Source organism: Pseudomonas sp. B15(2017) (assembly GCF_002113215.1).
Taxonomy (GTDB): Bacteria; Pseudomonadota; Gammaproteobacteria; order Pseudomonadales; family Pseudomonadaceae; genus Aquipseudomonas.
The window spans coordinates 109160-133125 of the sequence record NZ_NEJZ01000005.1 but is presented as its reverse complement, the minus strand read 5'-3'; the positions used below and the strand labels follow the sequence as shown (position 1 = coordinate 133125).

Genomic DNA, 23966 nt, shown 5'->3' with positions numbered 1-23966 from the left:
AAACTCGACCCTTAAACGGCCATCAGGTCTTTTTCTTTTTCGTCAGTCGCCTTGGTGATCTGAGCTTCGAAGTCCTTGATCAGCTTGTCGATCTCGGCACTTGCACGACGCTCTTCGTCCTCGCTGATCTCCTTGTCCTTGGACAGTTTTTTCAGCTCCCCCATGGCGTCGCGACGAATGTTGCGTACCGCAACGCGAGCATCTTCGGCAGCGGCACGCGCCTGCTTGGTGAAGCCCTTGCGGGTTTCCTCGGTCAGTGGCGCCATCTTGATCAGCAGCAGCTCACCCAGATTGGTCGGATTCAGGTTCAGACCGGCGCTGCCAATGGCCTTGTCGATTGCGCCGAGCATGTTGCGCTCGAACGGCACGACCTGCAGGGTCTGGTTGTCTTTCACGGTGACACTTGCAACACCGCTCAACGGAGTATCCGAACCGTAATAAGGCACCATCACGCTTCCCAGAATGCTTGGGTGGGCCTTGCCGGTACGGATCTGACCGAATGCGTGGTTCAGCGACTCCAGCGACTTGTGCATGCGCGCCTGGGCGTCTTTCTTGATTTCGTTGATCATTGTTGGACTTCCTCGATCAGAGTGCCTTCAGCGCCACCATGCACGATGTTCAGCAGGGCGCCCGGCTTGTTCATGTTGAATACCCGCAGCGGCATCTTGTGATCGCGGCACAGGCAGATAGCCGTCAGATCCATTACACCCAGCTTGCGATCCAGTACTTCATCGTATGTCAGATGATCGAACTTCTCGGCATGCGGGTCTTTGAACGGATCAGCGGTGTACACGCCATCGACCTTGGTCGCCTTGAGCACGACGTCTGCGTCGATTTCAATGGCGCGCAGGCAGGCTGCCGAATCCGTGGTAAAGAACGGATTGCCGGTACCGGCCGCGAAAATCACCACGTCTTTTGAGTTCAGGTGGCGCATGGCCTTGCGACGGTCATAGTGATCGGTCACACCGACCATGGAGATGGCCGACATCACGATGGCCGAGATATTGGCACGTTCCAGCGCGTCGCGCATGGCCAGAGCGTTCATCACAGTGGCCAGCATGCCCATGTGGTCGCCCGTGACCCGGTCCATGCCGGCCTTGCTCAGCGCTTCACCGCGGAACAGGTTGCCACCGCCGATCACCAGACCGACCTGAACGCCGATGCCGACCAGCTGGCCGACCTCCAGTGCCATGCGATCCAGCACTTTCGGATCGATCCCGAACTCTTCCGAGCCCATCAGGGCCTCGCCGCTAAGCTTGAGTAGAATGCGTTTATAGCGAGCCTGATAACCACTGCCCTGCTGAGCCATTGCGAATCTCTCCTGCGGCGTATTTTAAAAATTCTTTGCGAGCTGTTTACAGCTGGCGTTCACTCTAGCTTGGCGCTGCTTCAGCGCCATCGGAACATGGCTTTGTAAGTCAGTTCCAAGGGGAAACCAATAAAAATTGGTAACCCTATCTGAAAAGAGGCTGCGCGCGTGAGCGGGCAGCCTCTTTCGGGCGACAGTTGAAAAACCGTCTTACTGCTTGGCGGCAGCCACTTGAGCGGCAACTTCGGCAGCGAAGTCATCAACCGGCTTCTCGATGCCTTCGCCTACTTTGAAGTAAGTGAAGGAAACGATTTCAGCACCGGCTTTCTTGGCCAGCTCACCAACCTTGACTTCCGGGTTCATGACGAAAGCTTGCTCTTTCAGCGAGGCTTCGGCTTTGAACTTGGTAATACGACCGTTGATCATGTTCTCAACGATGTTTTCCGGCTTGCCAGCGATCTTGTCGGCATTCAGTTGCAGGAATACGTTCTTCTCGCGCTCGATGGCCTCGGCGGAGATTTCCGACGCGTCCAGGAACTCTGGGTTCGAAGCTGCAACGTGCATGGCGATATTCTTGGCCAGGTCGACGTCGCCGCCGTTCAGAACAACCACTGCACCAATCTTGTTGCCGTGCAGGTAAGCACCTACAACGTCACCCTCAACACGCGCCAGACGACGGATGTTGACGTTTTCGCCACACTTGGCGACCAGGGCTTCACGAGCAGCTTCACGCGAAGCGATCAGCGGAGCCGCGTCAGTCAGCTTCTGAGCGAACGCTTCTTCAAGGCTTTCGCTGACGAAGTTCTTGAAGTCGTCCTGCAGGGCCAGGAAGTCGGTCTGCGAGTTCACTTCCAGCAGAACGGCGGACTTGCCGTCAGCCTTGACGGCGATAGCGCCTTCAGCGGCAACGTTGCCGGCTTTCTTGGCAGCCTTGATCGCGCCCGAAGCACGCATGTCATCAATGGCTTTTTCGATGTCGCCGCCAGCCTTTTCCAGGGCTTTCTTGCAATCCATCATGCCTTCGCCGGTACGCTCGCGCAGTTCTTTGACCAACGCTGCAGTAATTGCTGCCATTTTCAAATTCCTCTTGGATAGGTTTTCAACCATTCCACCCGATCGAACGGGCGTTCAATTCTTCCCGAACCACCTTGTAGCCGCTGCACGTTACAGATGCTGTAGCTGCGCTGCCGACAAATGGTTTTCGAGGTGGCAAAAAGGGGGCCAAGCCCCCTTTTTGCTTACTGAGTCAACGCCAGGGCGTCAATTACTCAGCTGCAGCCTGAGTTTCTTCAGCTGCGAATTCTACAGTACCGCCAGCAACGTTGTTGCGACCGCGGATTACTGCGTCAGCCATCGAACCCATGTACAGCTGGATAGCGCGGATTGCGTCATCGTTGCCTGGGATGATGTAGTCAACGCCTTCAGGGCTGCTGTTGGTATCGACAACGCCGATGACCGGGATGCCCAGCTTGTTGGCTTCGGTGATCGCGATGCGCTCGTGGTCAACGTCGATCACGAACAGTGCGTCTGGCAGACCGCCCATGTCCTTGATGCCGCCCAGGGAGCGGTCCAGCTTCTCAAGATCGCGAGTGCGCATCAGCGCTTCTTTCTTGGTCAGCTTGGCGAAAGTACCGTCTTCGGCTTGTACTTCAAGGTCACGCAGACGCTTGATGGAAGCACGGATGGTCTTGAAGTTGGTCAGCATGCCGCCCAACCAGCGGTGATCGACGTACGGCGAGCCGCAACGTGCTGCTTCTTCAGCAACGATCTTGCCAGCGGAACGCTTGGTGCCGACGAACAGAATCTTGTTTTTGCCCTGGGCCAGACGCTCTACGAAAGTCAGAGCTTCGTTGAACATTGGCAGGGTTTTTTCAAGGTTGATGATGTGAATCTTGTTACGCGCGCCGAAAATGTACTTGCCCATTTTCGGATTCCAGTAACGGGTTTGGTGACCGAAGTGCACACCGGCCTTCAGCATATCGCGCATGTTGACTTGGGACATGATAGTTCCTTGATAAGTCGGGTTGGGCCTCCACGTATCCCAATGACCAACCATTGATCCGAGGATCAAAGGCACCCAGGCCATCGTGTCGACACGTGTGTGGGTTAATGCTCTCGGGGCTATCCCCGGAAAGCGGCGCATTTTATACCACAGGGACGGCGCAAACGGAACCCGGAATCTGCAATCCCGTCAGCGACATGCACGCCAGCCCCTTGGAATCGGGACAATGCGCCACATTGTATAGAGAGAAGCGATGCACGCAGGCGCAGATTTGCGCCTTCGGTCTGTTAGAATCGCGTTTTTCGGGGCCGCAATATCAGCAGCCGCGCCCCTGTTCGTATCAGCAAGCGCCGCCGAGCGCAGAGAGAGCCTGTATGACCGTCACCCTCAAAACCCCCGAGGACATCGCTGGCATGCGTGTCGCCGGCAAACTGGCCGCCGATGTGCTGGAAATGATTGCCGAGCACGTCAAGCCGGGCGTGACCACCGATGAGCTGAACCAGATCTGCCACGACTATATCGTCAACGTGCAGCAGGCCATCCCTGCCCCGCTCAACTACAAGGGCTACCCGAAGTCGATCTGCACCTCGATCAACCACGTGGTCTGCCACGGCATCCCGAACGACAAACCGCTGAAAAACGGCGACACCCTGAACATCGACGTCACCGTGATTAAAGACGGTTACCACGGCGACACCAGCCGCATGTTCCACGTCGGCACCGTGCCGGTCTGGGCCGAGCGTCTGTCCCAGGTCACCCAGGAATGCATGTACAAGGCGATCGAAATCGTCAAACCCGGCTGCCGCCTCGGCGACATCGGCGAAATCATCCAGAAGCACGCGGAAAAGAACGGCTTCTCGGTGGTGCGTGAATTCTGTGGTCACGGCATCGGCAAGGTGTTCCATGAAGAACCGCAGATCCTGCACTACGGCCGTGCCGGCACCGGCATGGAACTGAAGGCCGGCATGACTTTCACCATCGAGCCGATGATCAACCAGGGCAAGGCCGACACCAAAGTACTGGGCGACGGCTGGACCGCGATCACCAAGGATCGCAAGCTGTCGGCACAGTGGGAACACACTTTGCTTGTCACCGACACCGGCTACGAGATCTTCACCCTGCGCAGCGACGACACCATCCCGCGCATCTCGGCCTGATCCAGACACCGTTCCCAGCCTATAGAAGGAAAGCCAATCGATGCCGCAGGTGGATCCCGAACTCTTCGACCGCGGTCAGTTCCAGGCTGAACTGGCCCTGAAAGCGAGTCCCATCGCGGCATTCAAGAAGGCGATCCGCCAGGCCCGCGAAGTGCTCGATGCACGTTTTCGCGCCGGCCGCGATATCCGGCGACTGATCGAAGATCGGGCGTGGTTCGTCGACAACATTCTGCAAAAGGCCTGGGACCAGTTCGACTGGAGCGAAGACGCCGACATCGCGCTGGTCGCGGTCGGCGGCTATGGTCGCGGTGAGTTGCACCCGTACTCCGACATCGATCTGCTGATCCTGCTGGACAGCGCCGACCACGAAATCTTCCGCGATTCCATCGAGCGCTTTCTGACGCTGCTGTGGGACATCGGCCTGGAAGTCGGTCAGAGCGTTCGCTCGGTCGACGAGTGCGCCGAAGAGGCCCGCGCCGACCTGACGGTGGTCACCAACCTGATGGAAAGCCGCACCATCTGTGGCCCCGAGCGCCTGCGCCAGCGCATGCTCGATGTCACCAGCACTGCGCACATGTGGCCGAGCAAGGATTTCTTCCTGGCCAAGCGCGCCGAGCAGAAGGCTCGCCACCACAAGTACAACGACACCGAATACAACCTGGAACCCAACGTCAAAGGCTCGCCCGGTGGACTACGGGATATTCAGACGATTCTGTGGGTGGCCCGCCGTCAGTACGGCACCCTGAACCTGCGCGCCCTGGCCGGTGAAGGGTTTCTGGTCGAAAGTGAAAACGCCCTGCTCGCGTCCTCTCAGGAATTCCTCTGGAAGGTGCGTTACGCCCTGCACATGCTCGCCGGTCGCGCCGAAGACCGCCTGCTGTTCGATCACCAGCGCACCATTGCCGGGCTGCTGGGTTTTGAAGGCGACGACGCCAAACAGGCCGTCGAAAACTTCATGCAGCAGTACTTCCGCGTCGTGATGAGCATCGCCCAGCTCAGCGACCTGATCATCCAGCACTTCGAGGAAGTCATCCTCGCGCCGGAAGACGAAGCGCCGCCGCAGCCGATCAACTCGCGCTTCCAGCTGCACGACGGCTACATCGAGGCACGCAACGACAACGTATTCCGCCGCACGCCGTTCGCCATGCTCGAGATCTTCGTGCTGATGGCCCAGCAGCCGGAGATCAAAGGCGTACGCGCCGACACCATTCGCCTGTTGCGGGAAAACCGTCACCTGATCGACGACAACTTCCGCAACGACATCCGCAACACCAGCCTGTTCATCGAGCTGTTCAAGTGCAAGATCGGCATCCATCGCAACCTGCGGCGGATGAACCGTTACGGCATTCTCGGGCGTTATCTGCCGGAGTTCGGTTTCATCGTCGGGCAGATGCAGCATGACCTGTTCCACATCTATACGGTCGATGCGCACACGCTGAACCTGATCAAACACCTGCGCAAATTGCAGTACTCACAGGTGTCGGAAAAATTCCCGTTGGCCGCCAAGCTCATGGCCAAATTGCCGAAACCCGAACTGATCTACATGGCGGGTCTGTATCACGACATCGGCAAGGGCCGGCACGGCGACCACTCGGATATCGGCGCAGTGGATGCCGAGGCGTTCTGCCAGCGCCACCAGCTGCCGGTGTGGGACAGCCGCCTGATCGTCTGGCTGGTGCAGAACCACCTGGTGATGTCGACCACCGCCCAGCGCAAAGACTTGTCCGACCCGCAGGTGATCCATGACTTCGCGCTGGCGGTCGGTGACGAAACTCGCCTGGACTACCTGTACGTGCTGACCGTGGCCGACATCAACGCGACCAACCCGACCCTGTGGAATTCCTGGCGTGCCAGCCTGTTGCGCCAGCTCTACACCGAAACCAAGCGTGCCCTGCGCCGCGGGCTGGAGAATCCGGTGGATCGCGAAGAGCAGATCCGCCAGACCCAGAGCGCAGCGCTGGACATCCTGGTACGCGGCGGCACCGACCCCGACGACGTCGAGCAGTTATGGGCGCAACTGGGCGACGACTACTTCCTGCGTCACACCGCCGGCGATGTGGCCTGGCACACCGACGCCATCCTCCAGCAACCGGCCGACGGCGGTCCGCTGGTGCTGATCAAGGAAACGACCCAGCGCGAATTCGAGGGCGGCACGCAGATCTTCATCTATGCGCCGGATCAGCACGACTTCTTCGCCGTGACCGTAGCCGCGATGGACCAGCTCAACCTGAACATTCACGACGCCCGGGTCATCACGTCCAGCAGTCAGTTCACCCTCGACACCTATATCGTGCTCGACACCGATGGCGATTCGATCGGCGACAATCCGCTGCGGATCAAGCAGATCCGCGACGGTCTGACCGAAGCCCTGCGCAATCCTGACGATTACCCGACCATCATCCAGCGTCGGGTGCCGCGCCAGCTCAAGCATTTCGCGTTCGCCCCGCAGGTGACGATCCACAACGACGCCCAGCGCCCGGTAACGGTGCTGGAACTCACTGCACCGGATCGCCCGGGCCTGCTGGCACGGGTCGGCGGGATTTTCCTCGAGTTCGACCTGTCGCTGCAGAACGCCAAGATCGCCACCCTGGGCGAGCGGGTGGAAGACGTGTTCTTCATCACCGACGCCCACAATCAACCGCTGTCCGACCCGCTGCTGTGCAGCCGCCTGCAGGATGCCATCGTCGAACAGCTGAGCGTCAATCAGGAACCCGATATCAAACTGTCGCGCATCAGCATTTGATTGCGCGCCCGGCTTCAATCGCTTTGCACGAGATCCCGCACCGATGAACAACGCTCTGTCCCAGCTTCAGCCCTACCCGTTCGAAAAGCTCCGCGCCCTGCTCGGCAGCGTCACGCCAAACCCGGACAAGCGCCCGATCGCACTGTCCATCGGCGAACCGAAGCACCGCTCGCCAAGCTTTGTCGCCGAGGCGCTGGCGAACAATCTGGATCAGATGGCGGTGTACCCGACCACTCTCGGTATCCCGGCCCTGCGCGAAGCCATCGCCGCCTGGTGCGAGCGTCGTTTCAACGTGCCGGGCGGCTGGATCGACCCGGCGCGCAACGTGCTGCCGGTCAACGGCACCCGTGAAGCACTGTTCGCCTTTACCCAGACCGTGGTCAACCGTGGCGACGACGCGCTGGTGGTCAGCCCGAATCCGTTCTATCAGATCTACGAAGGCGCGGCGTTCCTCGCCGGCGCCAAGCCGCACTACCTGCCGTGCCTGGACGAGAACGGCTTCAACCCGGACTTCGACGCGGTTTCGCCGGACATCTGGAAGCGCTGCCAGATCCTGTTCCTGTGCTCGCCGGGCAACCCGACCGGTGCGCTGATCCCGGTCGACGTGCTGAAAAAACTGATCGCCCTGGCCGACGAATACGACTTCGTGATCGCCGCCGACGAGTGCTACAGCGAACTGTACTTCGACGAGCAGACGCCACCGCCGGGCCTGCTCAGTGCCTGCGCCGAACTGGGTCGCAAGGACTTCAAGCGTTGCGTGGTGTTCCACAGCCTGTCCAAGCGCTCGAACCTGCCGGGCCTGCGCTCGGGCTTTGTTGCCGGTGATGCCGACATCCTCAAGGGTTTCCTGCTGTATCGCACCTACCACGGTTGCGCGATGCCGGTTCAGACCCAGCTGGCCAGCGTCGCCGCGTGGAACGATGAAGTGCATGTCCGCGCCAACCGTGCGTTGTATCGCGAGAAGTTCGATGCGGTGCTGGCGATCCTCAGCCCGGTGATGGACGTGCAACGCCCCGATGGCAGCTTTTACCTGTGGCCGAATGTGCAGGGCGACGATGCCGCATTCTGCCGCGATCTGTTTGCCGAAGAGCACGTGACTGTGGTGCCGGGTTCGTACCTGTCCCGTGACGTCGATGGCGTCAATCCGGGTGCCGGGCGCGTACGCATGGCGCTGGTTGCGCCGCTGGCGGAATGCGTCGAGGCTGCCGAGCGCATCCGCGACTTCGTCCTGCGCCACAAGTAATGTGTTTCGCCCGTGCTGGGCAATCCGGCACGGGCGGTCAAATATCACGCAACACTTCCTCCGTTTTTCATACCTCGCTTTTGCGCAGCCAGACGTTAGTCTTGAGCCGCGCCCTTTTGCGCATCACCTGAAATCGATCTTCAACTTCAAGGAAGAAGTGAACAATGAAAGAACTTCTGGATTGCCGACTGATTCAGTGGCCTGACGATCAGGCTGCTTACACAGCCGCCATCAACGAGAACCCGGCGAATGCCGGCACCCCAACCACACCCGGCACTCGCCGCAAACGCTCCGTGGTCGATTACTCGAAACTCTGGGCCAATGGTCGCACGTTGAAAATCGCGTTCATGGATGCACCCGATGCCGCTCGTAAAACAGGGATTATCAATGCAGCCAGTAAATGGCTGCCTTATATCAATCTCAAGTTTGAATTTGTCGACGATCTGAAGGGTGATATCCGCATCGCCACCCGAAACAATGACAACAGTTCGATGCTGGGCACCGATGCACTTCTGATTCATCCCGACCATCCGACAATGAACCTGGGCGTCACGCCGGACCATGCCGACTTCGAGGTCATCGTAATGCACGAGTTCGGCCATGCACTGGGCGCCATGCATGAGCATCAGCACCCACAAGCCAATATTCCATGGGATAAACCCAAGGTGTACGCGTTTTATCAGAATCGGGAAATGAATCCACTGACCCGCGAACAGGTCGACTACAACCTGTTCGCGTCCTTTGATACGCGGGATGCGCTTTATCTTGCCTACGACAAGCGTTCGATCATGCATCACCCCGTATCGAACGACCTGACGATCGGCGACTGGGAAGTTCCGATAAACCGCAAGATCAGCAAAAAGGACAAACAGTTGATGAAGCTGCTTTATCCAAAATAAACCGGCCCCTTGAAACGCAAAAGTTCGCCAGGCGCAACGCCTGGCGAACTTGAACTGAACCGCACCCACTGACATCGAACATCGCTCGACTGATATCCAAGGGGCGTCAGTGGCTTATTTGACCTGCCCCAGATTCGCCTCACTCAAGTCCAGCTCGCCCAGCACCTCACGCAACACGTCGTCACCAATCTGGTGCTGACGGCTGAGGCTGTACAACTCGAGGCGTTGCGCACGCAGTGCCTTGAGTCGCAGACGACGCTCCAGCAGATCCATCTGGAACGCCAGAGCCTGGGCTTCGGCCGAGTCATTGAAGACTTCCAGTTGATGGCGGTATTCGGACATGATCCGCGCCTTGAGCTCCGCTGCCAGCGCGGCTTGCGCGGCGTCCTGCGGGTTGACCTCTTCGGTCTCCAGCGCATGGATCGCCGCTTCCGCCGTCTTGCGCCAGGCGTCGCGCACTTCCTGGCGGCGCTTGTCGTCCGGGCTCTTTTCGATGCCGCGCAACAGCAAAGGCAGCGCAATACAGGCCGCCACCAGCGACAACAGGATCACCCCGGCGGCGATGAAGATCAGCAGATCGCGCTCGGGGAACGCCTCGCCACCCATCAGCATCGGCACCGACATCACACCTGCCAGGGTCACCGCCCCGCGCACGCCACCGACGGTCAGCAGCCAGCAGGACCGGGCCGTCGGCACTTGCGTCAGATCACCCTTGCCGCGCAGGCGGCGCAGCAACACCGACAGACGCCAGATGCTCTGCACCCAGATGAAGCGCAACAACACCAGCGCCAGGAAAATCGCCACCACATCGAGACAGCGATAGAACAGGGTCGGCCACAATGACGTCTCGTGGCTGACCACCGCTTTAATAATGTCCGGCAGTTGCAGGCCGAGCAGCAGAAAGATCAAACCGTTGAAGGCGAACTCCAGCAACGACCAGACGCTGCGGTTGAGCAACCGGGTGCTGGTCTGGCGCGGCAGCAGATCGAGCCAGCTCTGCATCATCCCCGCCGCCACCGCCGAAAGAATGCCTGACGCGCCAAGCCGTTCGGCCAGCACGTAAGCGGCGAATGGCAGCAGCAACATGAACACCACGTGGGTCGCCGGATCGTCCCAGCCCCGGGCGATCATCCAGGCGCGCAACCGGCCGACCAGCCAGCTCAGCGCCACGCCGACCGCCAGTCCGCCGACCGCGACCAGCACGAAGGTCAGGCTGGCATTGGTCAGGGAAAACGCACCGGTGACCGCCGCTACCAGCGCGAATTTGAACGTCACCAGACCCGACGCATCGTTCATCAACGCCTCGCCCTGCAGCATGTGCATCAGCGGCGTGGGCAAGCGGTTCTGCGAAATCGCCGAGACCGCCACGGCGTCGGTCGGGGACAGCACCGCCGCCAGCGCGAAGGCCACCGGCAACGGAATCGTCGGCAGCAACCAGTGAATGAAGTAACCGGCCCCGACCACGGTAAACAGCACCAACCCGACCGCCAGCGTGAGTACCGGGCCGCGCAAGCGCCACAGTTCACGCTTGGGCATGCGCCAGCCATCGGAAAACAGCAGCGGCGGCAAGAACAGAAACAGGAACAGTTCGGGATCAAGGGCCACGTGCAGACCGAGGGTCGGCCAGGCCAGCAAGGCACCGGCGGCGATCTGTACCAGTGGCAGCGGCAGCGGAATCACCCGTCCAACCAGGCGCGAGACACTGACCAGCATCAGCAGGATCAGGACGGTATAAGCGGTTTGCATAAAGCGGAAATCCCGGACAATCGACAGCGTTGAACTGCCATATTAGCCGCTCAGGCTGTGAATGACCGTTGCACCTATGTCGCAGGCACCCTCAGCAGAAGCAACCTGGGCGCCGCGAAACCGTCTGGTCATGGCATAATCCGACACCATTTTTTTCCAGCACCTGTAAAGGGGGCGATTCCTTGACCGTTTCAAGCAAAACGTTGCACCTTTTCGGCATCAAAGCCTGCGACACCATGAAAAAGGCGCGCACCTGGCTCGATGAACACGCTGTCAGCTATGACTTCCACGATTACAAGACCGCCGGCATTGACCGTGAGCACCTGACCCAATGGTGCGACGAGCATGGCTGGCAAACGGTGTTGAACCGCGCAGGCACGACCTTTCGCAAACTCGACGACGAACGCAAAGCCGATCTCGACCAGTCGAAAGCCATCGAGCTGATGCTCGCTCAACCCTCGATGATCAAGCGTCCGGTGCTCGATCTCGGTGACCGAACCCTGATTGGCTTCAAGCCAGATATCTACGCGGCCGCGCTCAAGTAAGCAGCCCGTCACTTTTTGTAGAGGTATTCACATGTCCAACTCCCTGTTCAGTATCGCCTTCGGCGTCGGCACCCAGAACCGTCAAGGCGCGTGGCTGGAAGTGTTCTACGCTCAGCCACTGTTGAACCCTTCGGCCGAACTGGTTGCCGCTGTTGCACCGATCCTCGGCTACACCGAAGGCAACCAGGCCATCACCTTCACCACCGCCCAGGCTGCGCAACTGGCTGAAGCCGTGAAAGGCATCGACGCGGTACAAGGCAAGCTGCTGACCCGTCTGGCTGAAAGCCACAAGCCGCTGGTCGCGACCCTGCTGGCCGAAGACACTCAGCTGACTTCCACCCCTGAGGCTTACCTGAAGCTGCACCTGCTGTCTCATCGTCTGGTCAAACCGCACGGCGTGAGCCTGGCCGGGATCTTCCCGCTGCTGCCGAACGTGGCCTGGACCAGCCAGGGCGCCATCGACCTGAGCGAACTGGCCGAGCTGCAACTCGAAGCCCGTCTGCGCGGCGAGCTGCTGGAAGTGTTCTCGGTGGACAAGTTCCCGAAAATGACCGACTACGTGGTACCGGCCGGCGTGCGTATCGCTGACGCCGCGCGTCTGCGTCTGGGCGCCTATGTGGGCGAAGGCACCACCGTGATGCACGAAGGTTTCATCAACTTCAACGCCGGCACCGAAGGCCCGGGCATGATCGAAGGCCGCGTCTCCGCTGGCGTGTTCGTCGGCAAGGGTTCGGACCTGGGCGGCGGCTGCTCGACCATGGGCACCCTGTCGGGCGGCGGCAACATCGTGATCAAGGTTGGCGAAGGCTGCCTGATCGGCGCCAACGCCGGTATCGGTATTCCGTTGGGCGACCGCAACACCGTCGAATCGGGTCTGTACGTGACCGCCGGCACCAAAGTCGCGCTGCTGGACGAGCACAACAACCTGGTCAAAGTGGTCAAGGCCCGTGAACTGGCCGGTCAGACCGACCTGCTGTTCCGTCGTAATTCGGAAACCGGCGCTGTGGAATGCAAGACCCACAAATCGGCGATCGAACTGAACGAAGCGCTGCACGCTCACAACTAAGCGCCAGAAGCTCACCTGAGGGTGCCGACCTGCTTGCGATGGCGTTCGAAAGATCGCCTTCGCGGGCAAGCCCGCTCCCACAGGGTTCGGCGTTAACCCGCCCAAGTTCACCAGGGCTCGAAAGCATGATGATTCCCTCCCCCTGGCGCGCCGATTTCCCGGCCATCGCCGCCCTGCAACGGCAAGACCAGACCTATCTGGACAACGCCGCCACCACACAAAAACCCCAGGCCCTGCTCGACGCGCTGGCGCATTACTACGCCAATGGCGCAGCCAACGTGCACCGTGCGCAGCACTTGCCCGGCGCCCATGCCACGCAGGCGTTCGAGGACAGTCGCCTGAAGGTCGCCCAGTGGCTGAATGCCGGTGACAGCGGGCAGATCATCTTCACCCACGGCGCCACCAGCGCGCTGAATCTCTTGGCTTATGGCCTGGAACATCTTTTCCATCCGGGCGATGAAATTGTCATCAGCGCCCTGGAGCATCACGCCAACCTGCTGCCATGGCAGCAACTGGCACAACGTCGCGACCTGAAACTGGTGATCCTGCCGCTGGACGATGACGGTGTGATCGACCTCGCCGCCGCCGTTCACCTGATCGGTCCGCGCACGCGTCTGCTGGCGGTCAGCCAGTTGTCCAACGTGCTCGGCGCCTGGCAACCGTTGCCGGCGCTGTTGGCGATGGCCAGGGCGCAAAACGCGCTGACCGTGGTTGATGGCGCTCAAGGCGTGGTCCACGGCCGCCATGACGTGCAGGCCCAGGGTTGCGACTTTTATGTGTTTTCCAGCCACAAGCTGTACGGCCCCGATGGCCTCGGCGTGCTGTTCGGGCGCAACGAAGCGCTCGAGCAACTGCGGCCGTGGCAGTTCGGCGGCGAAATGGTACTGGAAGCCAACTATCACGAATCCCGTTTCCGCCCTGCTCCGCTGGGCTTCGAAGCCGGAACGCCGCCGATTGCCAGTGTGATCGGCCTCGGTGCGACCCTCGACTACCTCGCCGGTCTGGATCTGGACGCCGTGTCCGCCCACGAAGCCGCGCTGCACGATTACCTGTTGCGTGGCCTCGCCGCTCGCAATGGCATTCGCCTGCTGGGCAAGCCACAGCTGGCGCTGGCCAGTTTTGTCGTCGAAGGTGTGCATAACGCCGATCTGGCGCACTTGCTGACTGAACAGGGCATCGCCGTACGTGCCGGTCACCACTGCGCGATGCCGCTGCTCAAGCGCTTCGAACTGGCCGGGGCGATTCGTGTGTCGCTGGCGCTCTATAACGACTCCGAAGATCTGGAGCGGTTCTTTGAAGCGCTGGATCAGGCGCTGGAGTTGTTGCGATGAGCCTGCCGGTCGAGGCTGCCGAAGCCCTGCAAACCTTTCAGAGCGCCGCCGGTTGGGAACAACGGGCGCGATTGCTGATGCAGTTTGGTGATCGTCTGCCGCCGTTGAGCGATGCGGACAAGTGCGATAACAACCGGGTACATGGCTGTGAAAGCCAGGTATGGCTGGTCGGCGAGTTGCGCGATGGCCATTGGCAGTTCGCAGCGAGCAGCGATGCGCGGATGATTCGCGGGTTGGTGGCGTTGTTGCTGTTGCGGGTCAACGGCTTGAATGCTGAAGAATTGCAGCAGGTGGATCTTCCGGACTGGTTCAATCAACTGGGGTTGTCGCGACAGCTGTCGCCATCGCGCAGCAATGGCCTGAATGCCGTGCTCAAGCGGATGAATGAGCTGGCCGGCTAACCGCCATCGCTGGCAAGCCAGCTCCCACATTGAAAGTTGGTGCTACATAGAACGTGTGTTCACTGAGCATCAACTGTGGGAGCTGGCTTGCCAGCGATGAGGTCAACAGCCGCACTGGTCAAGCCTGAGGCTTGACCCGATCCGCCGGACGCCGGACGCCCGCGACAATCTTGTCCACCGCCTTGGTTGCCGCAACCATGCCGAACGTCGCCGTCACCATCATCACCGCGCCAAACCCGCCGGCGCAGTCCAGCTTCACGCCATCGCCGACAAAACTCTTCTGCAGACAGATGCTGCCGTCCGGTTTTGGATAACGCAGCTGTTCGGTGGAGAACACGCACGGCACGCTGTAGTGACGGGTCACGGTGCGTGAAAAGCCGTAGTCGCGGCGCAATGTCGAGCGCACTTTCGAGGCCAGCGGATCGTTGAAGGTGCGGTTGAGGTCGCAGACCTGAATCAGCGTCGGATCGATCTGCCCGCCAGCACCGCCAGTAGTGATGATCTGGATCTTGCGGCGCTTGCACCAGGCGATCAGCGCGGCCTTGGCGTTGACCGCATCGATGCAGTCGATCACGCAGTCGATGTTCGGCGTGATGTATTCGGCCATGGTGTCGCGGGTGACGAAGTCTGCCACGGCGTGCACTTTGCAGTCCGGGTTGATCCCTCGCAGGCGCTCGGCCATCACCTCGACCTTGGGTTTGCCGACCGTGCTGTCCAGCGCATGCAACTGGCGGTTGGCGTTGCTGACGCAGACATCGTCGAGGTCGAACAGGGAAATCTCGCCCACCCCGCAACGGGCCATGGCTTCCGCCGCCCAGGAACCGACGCCGCCAACGCCGACAATCGCCACGTGGGCGGCGCGCAGACGCTCCATCCCTTCAATGCCATACAAACGGGCGATGCCTGCAAACCGCGGATCTTCTGTACTCATGACCATTACCCCAAAAACCGGCGCGCATTATAGGACTACGCAGCGACAAGTTTTAAGCTTCAAGCTACAAGTGTAAGAACTTAAGTCAAAGTCGATTGCCCAACGTCCGGCATTTCCCTGTCTGTTGTAGGACTCGGCGAACTGCCGGTGTAGGATGCGCGCCCTCAGGCGTCAACCAGCCGACCCTTCGTTCCACAGACCTTGGAACCCGACACAGCTATGTCATCGCGTAAATTTGGACTCAACCTGGTGGTGGTTCTGGCAATCGCCGCCCTGTTCACCGGTTTCTGGGCGCTGATCAACCGCCCCGTCTCCGCGCCGAACTGGCCGGAGCAGATCTCCGGTTTCTCCTATTCACCGTTCCAGCAAGGACAGTTCCCGCAGAAGGATCAGTATCCGACTGACGACGAAATGCGCCGCGACCTTGAGATCATGAGCAAGCTGACGGACAACATCCGCATCTACTCGGTCGACGGTTCCCTGCAAGACATCCCGAAACTGGCTGAAGAGTTCGGCCTGCGCGTGACCCTGGGGATCTGGATCAGCCCCGACCAGGAACGCAACGAACGGGAAATTACCCGCGCCATCGAACTGGCCAACACCTCGCGCAGCGTGGTTCGCGTGGTGGTCGGCAACGAAGCGATCTTCCGCAAGGAAATCACCGCCCAGGAACTCAGCGTCCTGCTCGACCGCGTGCGCGCGGCCGTGAAAGTGCCGGTGACCACCTCCGAACAGTGGCACGTCTGGGAAGAACACCCGGAACTGGCCAAGCACGTCGACCTGATCGCCGCCCACGTTCTGCCTTACTGGGAATTCATTCCGGTGGACAAGGCCGGGCAGTTCGTTTTCGACCGCGCCCGCGACCTGAAAAAGATGTTCCCGAAAAAACCGCTGCTGCTGTCCGAAGTGGGCTGGCCGAGCAACGGCCGCATGCGCGGTGGCGCCGATGCGTCGCCGGCGGATCAGGCGATCTACCTGCGCACGCTGGTCAATAAACTCAACCGCCAGGGCTTCAACTACTTCGTGATCGAAGCGTTTGACCAGCCGTGGAAGGCCAGCGACGAAGGTTCGGTCGGCGCCTACTGGGGCGTGTTCAACGCCGCGCGCCAGCAGAAATTCAACTTCGAAGGCCCGGTAGTGGCGATCCCGCAATGGCGCGTGCTGGCCATCGGTTCGGTGGTGCTGGCGCTGTTGTCACTGACCCTGCTGATGATCGACGGCTCGGCCCTGCGCCAGCGCGGCCGTACCTTCCTGACCTTTATCGCGTTCCTCTGCGGTTCGGTGCTGGTGTGGATCGGCTACGACTACAGCCAGCAATACAGCACGTGGTTCAGCCTGACGGTGGGTTTCCTGCTGGCGCTCGGTGCGCTCGGGGTGTTCATCGTGTTGCTGACCGAGGCCCACGAACTGGCCGAAGCGGTTTGGATTCACAAGCGTCGCCGTGAATTCCTGCCGGTGGTCGGCGATTCGGATTACCGCCCGAAAGTCTCGATCCACGTGCCCTGCTACAACGAGCCGCCGGAGATGGTCAAACAGACCCTCAACGCCCTGGCCAACCTCGACTATCCGGACTTCGAAGTCCTGATCATCGACAACAACACCAAGGACCCGGCGGTCTGGGAACCGGTGCGCGACTACTGCGAAACCCTCGGCCCGCGCTTCAAGTTCTTCCACGTTTCGCCCCTGGCCGGTTTCAAGGGCGGTGCGCTGAACTACCTGATCCCGCACACCGCCAAGGACGCCGAAGTGATCGCGGTGATCGACTCCGACTACTGCGTGCACCCGAACTGGCTCAAACACATGGTGCCGCACTTCGCCGATCCGAAAATCGCCGTGGTGCAGTCGCCGCAGGACTACCGCGACCAGAACGAAAGCACCTTCAAGAAGCTTTGCTACGCCGAATACAAAGGCTTCTTCCACATCGGCATGGTGACCCGCAACGACCGCGACGCGATCATCCAGCACGGCACCATGACCATGACCCGTCGCTCGGTTCTGGAAGAACTGGGCTGGGCCGACTGGTGCATCTGTGAAGACGCCGAACTCGGTCTGCGTGTATTCGAGAAAGGCCTGTCGGCGGCGTATTACCACGACAGTTACGGCAAGGGTCTGATGCCGGACACCTTCATCGACTTCAAGAAACAGCGTTTCCGCTGGGCCTACGGTGCGATCCAGATCATCAAGCGCCACACCCGCAGCCTGCTGCGCGGCAAGGACACCGAACTGACTCGCGGCCAGCGTTACCACTTCCTCGCGGGCTGGCTGCCGTGGGTGGCGGACGGCATGAACATATTCTTCACCGTCGGCGCGTTGCTGTGGTCGGCGGCGATGATCATCGTGCCGCAACGGGTCGACCCGCCGTTGCTGATCTTCGCGATCCCGCCGTTGGCGCTGTTCGTGTTCAAGGTCGGCAAGATCATCTTCCTCTACCGTCGCGCCGTGGGCGTGAACCTGAAGGATGCGTTCTGCGCGGCACTGGCCGGCCTGGCGTTGTCGCACACCATCGCCAAAGCGGTGCTATACGGCTTCTTCACCAGCAGCATTCCGTTCTTCCGCACCCCGAAAAACGCCGACAACCACGGCTTCTGGGTGGCGATTTCCGAGGCCCGGGAAGAGCTGTTCATCATGCTGTTGTTGTGGGGCGCGGCGCTGGGGATCTTCCTGGTGCAGGGCATTCCGAGCAACGACATGCGCTTCTGGGTGGCCATGCTGCTGGTGCAGTCGCTGCCGTACGTGGCGGCGCTGATCATGGCGTTCCTGTCGTCGCTGCCAAAACCTGCGGCTGCGCCTGAACCGGCACCGGTGGTCTAAATCCTTGCGGATGCACTAAACGGCGGCCAATGGTCGCCGTTTTGCTTTAAGATAACCGCCATTTTGCAGGGCCAAGGCCCCGATGGCCTGCCACTAGACCTGTGGGAGCGAGCTTGCTCGCGATGAGTCCGTCACATTCAACACTTATGTTGAACAGGACATCGTCATCGCGAGCAAGCTCGCTCCCACATTTACAGCATCCGGAGTTTTCCATGACGGCCCACGCCGACCTTTCGCCGACCCTCCAACTCGCCATCGACCTGATCCGCCGTCCGTCCGTGACGCCGGTCGACGCCGATTGCCAGAAGCAGATGATGCAGCGCCTGGGCGATGCCGGTTTCCAGCTGGAACCGATGCGCATCGAAGATGTGGATAACTTCTGGGCGACTCACGGCAAGAACGACGGCCCGGTGCTGTGCTTCGCCGGCCACACCGACGTGGTGCCGACCGGTCCGGTGACCGCCTGGCAGATCGACCCGTTCAACGCGGTGATCGACGAACACGGCATGCTCTGCGGTCGTGGCGCGGCGGACATGAAAGGCAGCCTGGCCTCGATGACCGTTGCCGCCGAGCGCTTCGTCGCCGACTACCCGGATCACAAGGGCAAGGTCGCATTCCTGATCACCAGCGACGAAGAAGGCCCGGCGCATCACGGCACCAAGGCCGTGGTCGAGCGTCTGGCAGCCCGTAACGAGCGTCTGGACTGGTGCATCGTCGGCGAACCGTCGAGCACCACGCTGGTGGGCGACGTGGTGAAGAACGGTCGTCGCGGCTCCCTCGGCGCCAAACTGACCGTGCGCGGCGTGCAGGGCCACGTGGCCTATCCGCACCTGGCGAAGAACCCGATCCACCTCGCCGCTCCGGCCCTGGCCGAACTGGCCGCCGAGCACTGGGATCACGGCAACGACTTCTTCCCGCCGACCAGTTTCCAGATTTCCAACGTCAATTCCGGCACCGGCGCCACCAACGTGATTCCGGGCGATCTGGTGGCGTTGTTCAACTTCCGTTTCTCCACCGAATCGACCGTCGAAGGCCTGCAGAAGCGCGTCGCCGATATCCTCGACAAGCACGGTCTGGACTGGCACATCGACTGGGCGCTGTCCGGTCTGCCGTTCCTCACCGAGCCGGGCGCGCTCCTCAATGCAGTGTCTTCGAGCATCAAGCAGATCACCGGCCGCGAGACCAAGGCGTCCACCAGCGGCGGTACTTCCGACGGCCGTTTCATCGCGACCATGGGCACGCAGGTTGTTGAACTGGGCCCGGTCAACGCGACCATCCACCAGGTCAACGAGCGCGTGCTGGCGGCCGATCTCGACGTGCTGACCGAGATCTACTACCAGACCCTGATCAAGTTGCTCGCCTGATGCTCGCGTGCCCGATCTGCAGTGAACCGCTGAACGCGGTGGACAACGGCGTGGTCTGCCCCGCCGGCCACCGCTTCGACCGTGCGCGTCAGGGTTACCTGAACCTGTTGCCGGTGCAGCACAAAAACAGCCGCGATCCCGGCGACAACCAGGCGATGGTCGAGGCCCGCCGCGACTTTCTGAACGCCGGGCATTACGCGCCGGTGGCCAAACGTCTGGCGGAGCTGGCGGCCAGTTATGCGCCGGCCCGTTGGGTCGATATCGGTTGTGGCGAGGGTTATTACACCGCGCAGATCGCCGAGGCCTTGCCGGATGCTGACGGTTACGCGCTGGACATCTCGAAGGAAGCGGTCAAACGCGCCTGCAAACGCGATCCTTCGCTGACATGGTTGATTGCGAGCATGGCCCGGGTGCCTTTGGCTTCCGGCAGCTGCCAGTTTCTGGCCAGTGTCTTCAGTCCACTGGACTGGGAGGAGGCCAAGCGGCTGCTCAGCGTTGGCGGCGGTCTGATGAAAGTCGGCCCGACCAGCGGCCATCTGATGGAGCTGCGCGAACGCCTGTACGACGAAGTGCGCGAATACACCGACGACAAGCACCTGGCCCTGGTGCCGGAAGGCATGGCGCTGGCCCACAGCGAAACCCTCGAATTCAAGCTGACGCTGGACAAGCCCGAGGATCGCGCCAACCTGCTGGCGATGACACCTCACGGCTGGCGCGCCAGTGCCGAGCGCCGTGCGGCGGTGATCGAGCAGGCCGAGCCGTTCGTGACTACCGTGTCGATGCGCTACGATTATTTCGTTCTTCAATAACTTTTGGACTCGGGCAAGCAGCCCGGGGCCGGCTAAATCCGCGAATGGATTTTTCAGACCCGCAGTGAGGACATCCATGCGCCAACCGGACATCGAGATTTACCTGAAAGACGCCGACGTCGACCACAAGGCCATTTCCGCCTGGCTGGGCGCCGCCCTTGGCCCGTGCAGCGAATGGGTACAGAAAGGCCAGACGTACAAGTGCAAGGCCGGCAACATCCCCGTGACCTGGCTGCCGAAAGCCGTGGGCAAGTGGAACAGCCTGTACCTGGAAAGCGATGCGACCCCATGGGACGACGACATTGCCTGCGCCCGCGCCGCGTTCGCCGCGCTGAACGTCGAAGTACGCTGCGCGCCGGGGACGTGGGTTGAAGAAGAAGGTGAAGAGACGGCGGATCGCTGGATCCGGATCAGCGCCGATGGTGAAGAAGAGATCACCTGGAAGACTGCGTAACAGACAATGCACAAAACCTGTGGGAGCGAGCTTGCTCGCGATGGGGCCCTTTCAGTCAACAATGATGCTGAATGTCAGCCTGCTATCGCGAGCAAGCTCGCTCCCACAGTGTTTTTGGTGTTCTGAAGATTTGCGTTACAGACCTACAACGTCTTCAGCCTGCAACCCCTTCTGCCCTTCCACCACCGCGTATTCAACCTGCTGACCCTCGGTCAGCGAACGGTGGCCTTCGCCGCGAATCGCGCGGTAGTGCACAAACACGTCCACCCCGTCTTCGCGCTGAATGAAGCCGTAGCCCTTGGCGTCGTTGAACCACTTCACGTTGCCGGTTTCACGTGTTGCCATCTGTTCATACTCCTTTTTTATTATTGAACAGGCTTTTCGCAGGAAAGCCTTTGCGGAACGTCAGCCTGCGTCCGACGTCCATAAGAGGGCCCCGGCGACAGATCGCCGAGTATATGACAGGCGGCAAAACTCTCAACAGAAGATTACTTCGCCGCTTTTTTGCCGATTTTCCATGAATCCGGCACACTATCGACCGCCCGAGCAAACGCTCGGTTTATTCACTCACGCAGAAGCCGTATGACCCGTTCCCCGTTCCGCCGTCTTGTGTTTGGCACCTTGCGCCGACTGTTGTATCTCTGGGTTCGCTCCGAGACGATCAACCAGTCGTCGTTCACCCTCAACCTCGACCGCAGTCGTCCGGTGTTCTACGTCCTGCAAAATCCATCGCTGACTGATCTGGCGGTGGTCGACACCGAGTGCACCAAGGCCGGCCTGCCGCGCCCGGTGCTGCCGGTGTCCGTAGGTTCGCTGATCGAGCCGGCGGCGTTTTTCTACCTGACGCCGGACCCGGACTGGCTCGGCCGCCAGGACAAGCGCGGCGCACCGCCGACCCTGACCCGACTGGTCAGCGCCCTCAGCCAGAACGCTGCCGAAGACGCGCAGATCATTCCGGTCAGCGTGTTCTGGGGCCAGTCGCCGGACAGCGAAAACAGCCCGTGGAAACTGCTGTTTGCCGACAGCTGGGCTGTCACCGGGCGCCTGCGTCGGCTGCTGAGCATCATGATTCTGGGGCGCAAGACCCGCGTGCAGTTCTCGGCGCCGATCCACCTGCGCGAACTGATCGAACACAACAAGGGCCACGAACGCACCGTGCGCATGGCCCAGCGGATCCTGCGGGTACACTTCCGCAACCTGAAAGCTGCGGTGATCGGCCCGGACATCTCCCACCGCCGTAACCTGGTCAAAGGCCTGCTCAACCAGCCGTTGGTCAGGCAGGCGATCCTCGACGAAGCCAAGCGCGAAAACATCTCGCCGGAAAAAGCCAAGGCCCAGGCCCTGCGCTACGGCAACGAGATTGCCTCGGACTACACCTACACTGCGATCCGTTTTCTGGAAGTGGTGCTGAGCTGGTTCTGGAACAAGATCTACGACGGGATCAAGGTCAACCACATCGAAGGCGTGCAGGCGGTCGCCCAAGGCCACGAAGTGATCTACGTGCCGTGCCACCGCAGCCACATTGACTACCTGCTGCTGTCGTACTTGCTGTTTCGCAACGGCCTGACCCCGCCGCACATCGCCGCCGGGATCAACCTCAACATGCCGGTGATCGGCAGCCTGCTGCGCCGTGGCGGGGCATTCTTCATGCGCCGCACGTTCAAGGGCAATCCGCTGTATACCTCGGTGTTCAACGAATACCTGCACACCCTGTTCACCAAAGGTTTCCCGGTCGAGTATTTCGTCGAGGGCGGTCGCTCGCGCACCGGACGCATGCTGCAACCGAAAACCGGGATGCTCGCGATCACGATGCGCAGCTTCCTGCGTTCGTCGCGGATGCCGATCGTGTTCGTGCCGGTGTACATCGGTTATGAGCGGGTGCTCGAAGGCCGGACCTACCTCGGCGAACTGCGCGGCGCGAGCAAGAAGAAAGAATCGATCTTCGACATCTTCAAAGTCATTGGCGCGCTCAAGCAGCGTTTCGGCCAGGTGGCGGTGAACTTCGGCGAGCCGATCAAACTCGCGGAATTCCTCGACAGTGAACAGCCGGGCTGGCGCCAGCAGGAACTCGGCCCGCAGTTCAAACCGGCATGGCTCAACGAAACCACCAATCGTCTTGGCGAAAAAGTCGCGCAGCACTTGAACGAAGCAGCAGCGATCAACCCGGTCAACCTGGTGGCGCTGGCGCTGCTGTCGACCACTCGTCTGGCGCTGGATGATCGGGCCATGGCGCGGGTGCTGGATCTGTATCTGGCGCTGTTGCGCAAGGTCCCGTACTCGCCGCACACCACCCTGCCGGAGGGTGATGGCCGGGCATTGATCGAACACGTCAAAGACATGGATCTGCTGTCCGAGCAAAACGATGCGCTGGGCAAGATTCTCTATCTGGACGAGCAGAACGCCGTCCTGATGACCTACTACCGCAACAACGTGCTGCATATCTTCGCCCTGCCGGCGCTGCTGGCGAGCTTCTTCCAGAGCACTTCGCGCATGAGCCGCGAGCAGATCCTGCGTTACACCCGCGCGCTGTATCCGTATCTGCAAGCGGAGCTGTTCATCCGCTGGAGCCTGGACGAACTGGATGCGGTGATCGATCAGTGGCTGGAGGCTTTCGTCGAACAAGGCCTGCTGCGCTTCGAAAAAGACGTGTACCTGCGCCCGGCGCCGAGCTCGCGGCATTTCGTGCTGCTGACGTTGCTGTCGAAGAGCATTGCCCAGACCCTGCAACGCTTTTACATGACGGTTTCACTGCTGCTCAACAGCGGCCAGAACAGCATCAGCGCCGAAGAACTGGAAGACCTGTGCACAGTTATGGCCCAACGCCTGTCGATCCTGCATGGCCTGAACGCGCCGGAGTTTTTCGACAAGAGCCTGTTCCGTCACTTTATCCAGACGATGCTCGATCTTGATGTGCTGCGTCGCGACGAAGCAGGCAAGTTGAGTTATCACGAACTGCTAGGCGAACTGGCCGAGGGCGCGGCCAAACGGGTGTTGCCGGCGGAGATTCGATTGTCGATCCGCCAGGTGGCGCTACATCGCAGTGAGGATGCGGCGGAAACTGCAACCTCGCCGACGTCCTGAAACTTGAGGACAACTAACCGGAAGACCGGATCGTTTTCCAGTTAGTTGTTTTATGAATTAATGGGCTCTTTTTA

The 23966-nt window shown here is 60.7% G+C and carries 20 protein-coding genes; 13 read left to right on the top strand and 7 right to left on the bottom strand.

Annotation, left to right across the window (positions count from 1 at the left end; genetic code table 11):
- Positions 1-11 precede the first annotated feature (11 nt).
- From frr to rpsB, 4 genes are all read right to left on the bottom strand, one after another.
- Complete coding sequence (gene frr / locus CAF73_RS09880) at positions 12-569, bottom strand: ribosome recycling factor (protein ID WP_065259188.1); 558 nt, start codon at positions 567-569, stop codon at positions 12-14.
- Positions 566-1309 carry a UMP kinase gene (pyrH, locus tag CAF73_RS09875; protein ID WP_011332683.1) on the bottom strand — a complete coding sequence of 248 codons (744 nt, stop codon included), beginning with the start codon at positions 1307-1309 and terminating at the stop codon, positions 566-568. Before pyrH ends, frr begins: the two co-directional genes overlap by 4 nt.
- 210 nt (positions 1310-1519) lie before the next feature.
- A complete protein-coding gene (gene tsf, locus CAF73_RS09870; protein ID WP_085688730.1) occupies positions 1520-2383 on the bottom strand; it encodes a translation elongation factor Ts in 864 nt (287 codons plus the stop codon).
- A 190-nt stretch (positions 2384-2573) separates the two neighbouring features.
- Positions 2574-3311 carry a 30S ribosomal protein S2 gene (gene rpsB / locus CAF73_RS09865; RefSeq protein WP_008052780.1) on the bottom strand — a complete coding sequence of 246 codons (738 nt, stop codon included), beginning with the start codon at positions 3309-3311 and terminating at the stop codon, positions 2574-2576.
- Between the two features lie 374 nt (positions 3312-3685).
- Here rpsB and map point away from each other — a divergent pair, with 374 nt between their 5' ends.
- The 4 genes from map (at position 3686) to CAF73_RS09845 (ending at position 9353) form a co-directional block, all read left to right on the top strand.
- Positions 3686-4468 carry a type I methionyl aminopeptidase gene (gene map, locus CAF73_RS09860; RefSeq protein ID WP_039769663.1) on the top strand — a complete coding sequence of 261 codons (783 nt, stop codon included), beginning with the start codon at positions 3686-3688 and terminating at the stop codon, positions 4466-4468.
- Between the two features lie 40 nt (positions 4469-4508).
- Positions 4509-7211, top strand: coding sequence for a [protein-PII] uridylyltransferase (locus CAF73_RS09855; RefSeq protein ID WP_085702583.1), 2703 nt, complete (start codon positions 4509-4511; stop codon positions 7209-7211).
- Positions 7212-7254: 43 nt separating this feature from the next.
- The gene (gene dapC, locus CAF73_RS09850) at positions 7255-8454 is read left to right on the top strand and encodes a succinyldiaminopimelate transaminase (protein ID WP_085688736.1); all 1200 of its coding nucleotides are present in this window, start codon (positions 7255-7257) and stop codon (positions 8452-8454) included.
- Between the two features lie 164 nt (positions 8455-8618).
- A complete protein-coding gene (locus CAF73_RS09845; RefSeq protein WP_085702582.1) occupies positions 8619-9353 on the top strand; it encodes a M12 family metallopeptidase in 735 nt (244 codons plus the stop codon).
- A 114-nt stretch (positions 9354-9467) separates the two neighbouring features.
- On the opposite strand, the gene CAF73_RS09840 is transcribed toward CAF73_RS09845, so the two are convergent.
- Positions 9468-11099: a Na+/H+ antiporter gene (locus CAF73_RS09840; protein WP_085702581.1), complete on the bottom strand. Its 1632-nt coding sequence runs from the start codon at positions 11097-11099 to the stop codon at positions 9468-9470.
- 182 nt (positions 11100-11281) lie between these two features.
- Here CAF73_RS09840 and CAF73_RS09835 point away from each other — a divergent pair, with 182 nt between their 5' ends.
- From CAF73_RS09835 to CAF73_RS09820, 4 genes are all read left to right on the top strand, one after another.
- Positions 11282-11644, top strand: coding sequence for an ArsC family reductase (locus CAF73_RS09835; RefSeq protein ID WP_003222107.1), 363 nt, complete (start codon positions 11282-11284; stop codon positions 11642-11644).
- A gap of 31 nt (positions 11645-11675) precedes the next feature.
- Positions 11676-12710 (top strand): 2,3,4,5-tetrahydropyridine-2,6-dicarboxylate N-succinyltransferase, encoded by a 1035-nt coding sequence (gene dapD, locus CAF73_RS09830; RefSeq protein WP_085697324.1) that lies wholly within the window; start codon positions 11676-11678, stop codon positions 12708-12710.
- Positions 12711-12835: 125 nt separating this feature from the next.
- Positions 12836-14041: an aminotransferase class V-fold PLP-dependent enzyme gene (locus CAF73_RS09825; protein WP_085702580.1), complete on the top strand. Its 1206-nt coding sequence runs from the start codon at positions 12836-12838 to the stop codon at positions 14039-14041.
- On the top strand, positions 14038-14442 hold the full coding sequence (locus CAF73_RS09820; RefSeq protein ID WP_085702579.1) for a SufE family protein: 405 nt from the start codon (positions 14038-14040) through the stop codon (positions 14440-14442). The genes CAF73_RS09825 and CAF73_RS09820 overlap by 4 nt, the downstream gene beginning before the upstream one ends.
- 118 nt (positions 14443-14560) lie before the next feature.
- Here the strand turns inward: CAF73_RS09820 and tcdA are convergent, their stop codons facing one another.
- Complete coding sequence (gene tcdA, locus CAF73_RS09815; RefSeq protein WP_085702578.1) at positions 14561-15379, bottom strand: tRNA cyclic N6-threonylcarbamoyladenosine(37) synthase TcdA; 819 nt, start codon at positions 15377-15379, stop codon at positions 14561-14563.
- A gap of 213 nt (positions 15380-15592) precedes the next feature.
- Between tcdA and CAF73_RS09810 the strand changes: the two genes are divergently transcribed.
- The 4 genes from CAF73_RS09810 to CAF73_RS09795 all read left to right on the top strand — a co-directional run bounded on the left by CAF73_RS09810 (position 15593) and on the right by CAF73_RS09795 (position 20811).
- Positions 15593-18184, top strand: a complete 2592-nt coding sequence (locus CAF73_RS09810; protein WP_085702577.1) for a glycosyltransferase — start codon at positions 15593-15595, stop codon at positions 18182-18184.
- A 212-nt stretch (positions 18185-18396) separates the two neighbouring features.
- Complete coding sequence (gene dapE, locus CAF73_RS09805) at positions 18397-19548, top strand: succinyl-diaminopimelate desuccinylase (RefSeq protein WP_085702576.1); 1152 nt, start codon at positions 18397-18399, stop codon at positions 19546-19548.
- The gene (locus CAF73_RS09800; protein ID WP_085702575.1) at positions 19548-20357 is read left to right on the top strand and encodes a putative RNA methyltransferase; all 810 of its coding nucleotides are present in this window, start codon (positions 19548-19550) and stop codon (positions 20355-20357) included. Before dapE ends, CAF73_RS09800 begins: the two co-directional genes overlap by 1 nt.
- 76 nt (positions 20358-20433) lie before the next feature.
- Positions 20434-20811 carry a hypothetical protein gene (locus CAF73_RS09795; protein WP_085697319.1) on the top strand — a complete coding sequence of 126 codons (378 nt, stop codon included), beginning with the start codon at positions 20434-20436 and terminating at the stop codon, positions 20809-20811.
- Positions 20812-20946: 135 nt separating this feature from the next.
- Here CAF73_RS09795 and CAF73_RS09790 read toward each other — a convergent pair whose 3' ends face one another.
- The gene (locus tag CAF73_RS09790) at positions 20947-21156 is read right to left on the bottom strand and encodes a cold shock domain-containing protein (RefSeq protein WP_007954750.1); all 210 of its coding nucleotides are present in this window, start codon (positions 21154-21156) and stop codon (positions 20947-20949) included.
- A 237-nt stretch (positions 21157-21393) separates the two neighbouring features.
- Here CAF73_RS09790 and plsB point away from each other — a divergent pair, with 237 nt between their 5' ends.
- A complete protein-coding gene (plsB, locus tag CAF73_RS09785) occupies positions 21394-23892 on the top strand; it encodes a glycerol-3-phosphate 1-O-acyltransferase PlsB (RefSeq protein WP_085702574.1) in 2499 nt (832 codons plus the stop codon).
- Positions 23893-23966: the final 74 nt, after the last annotated feature.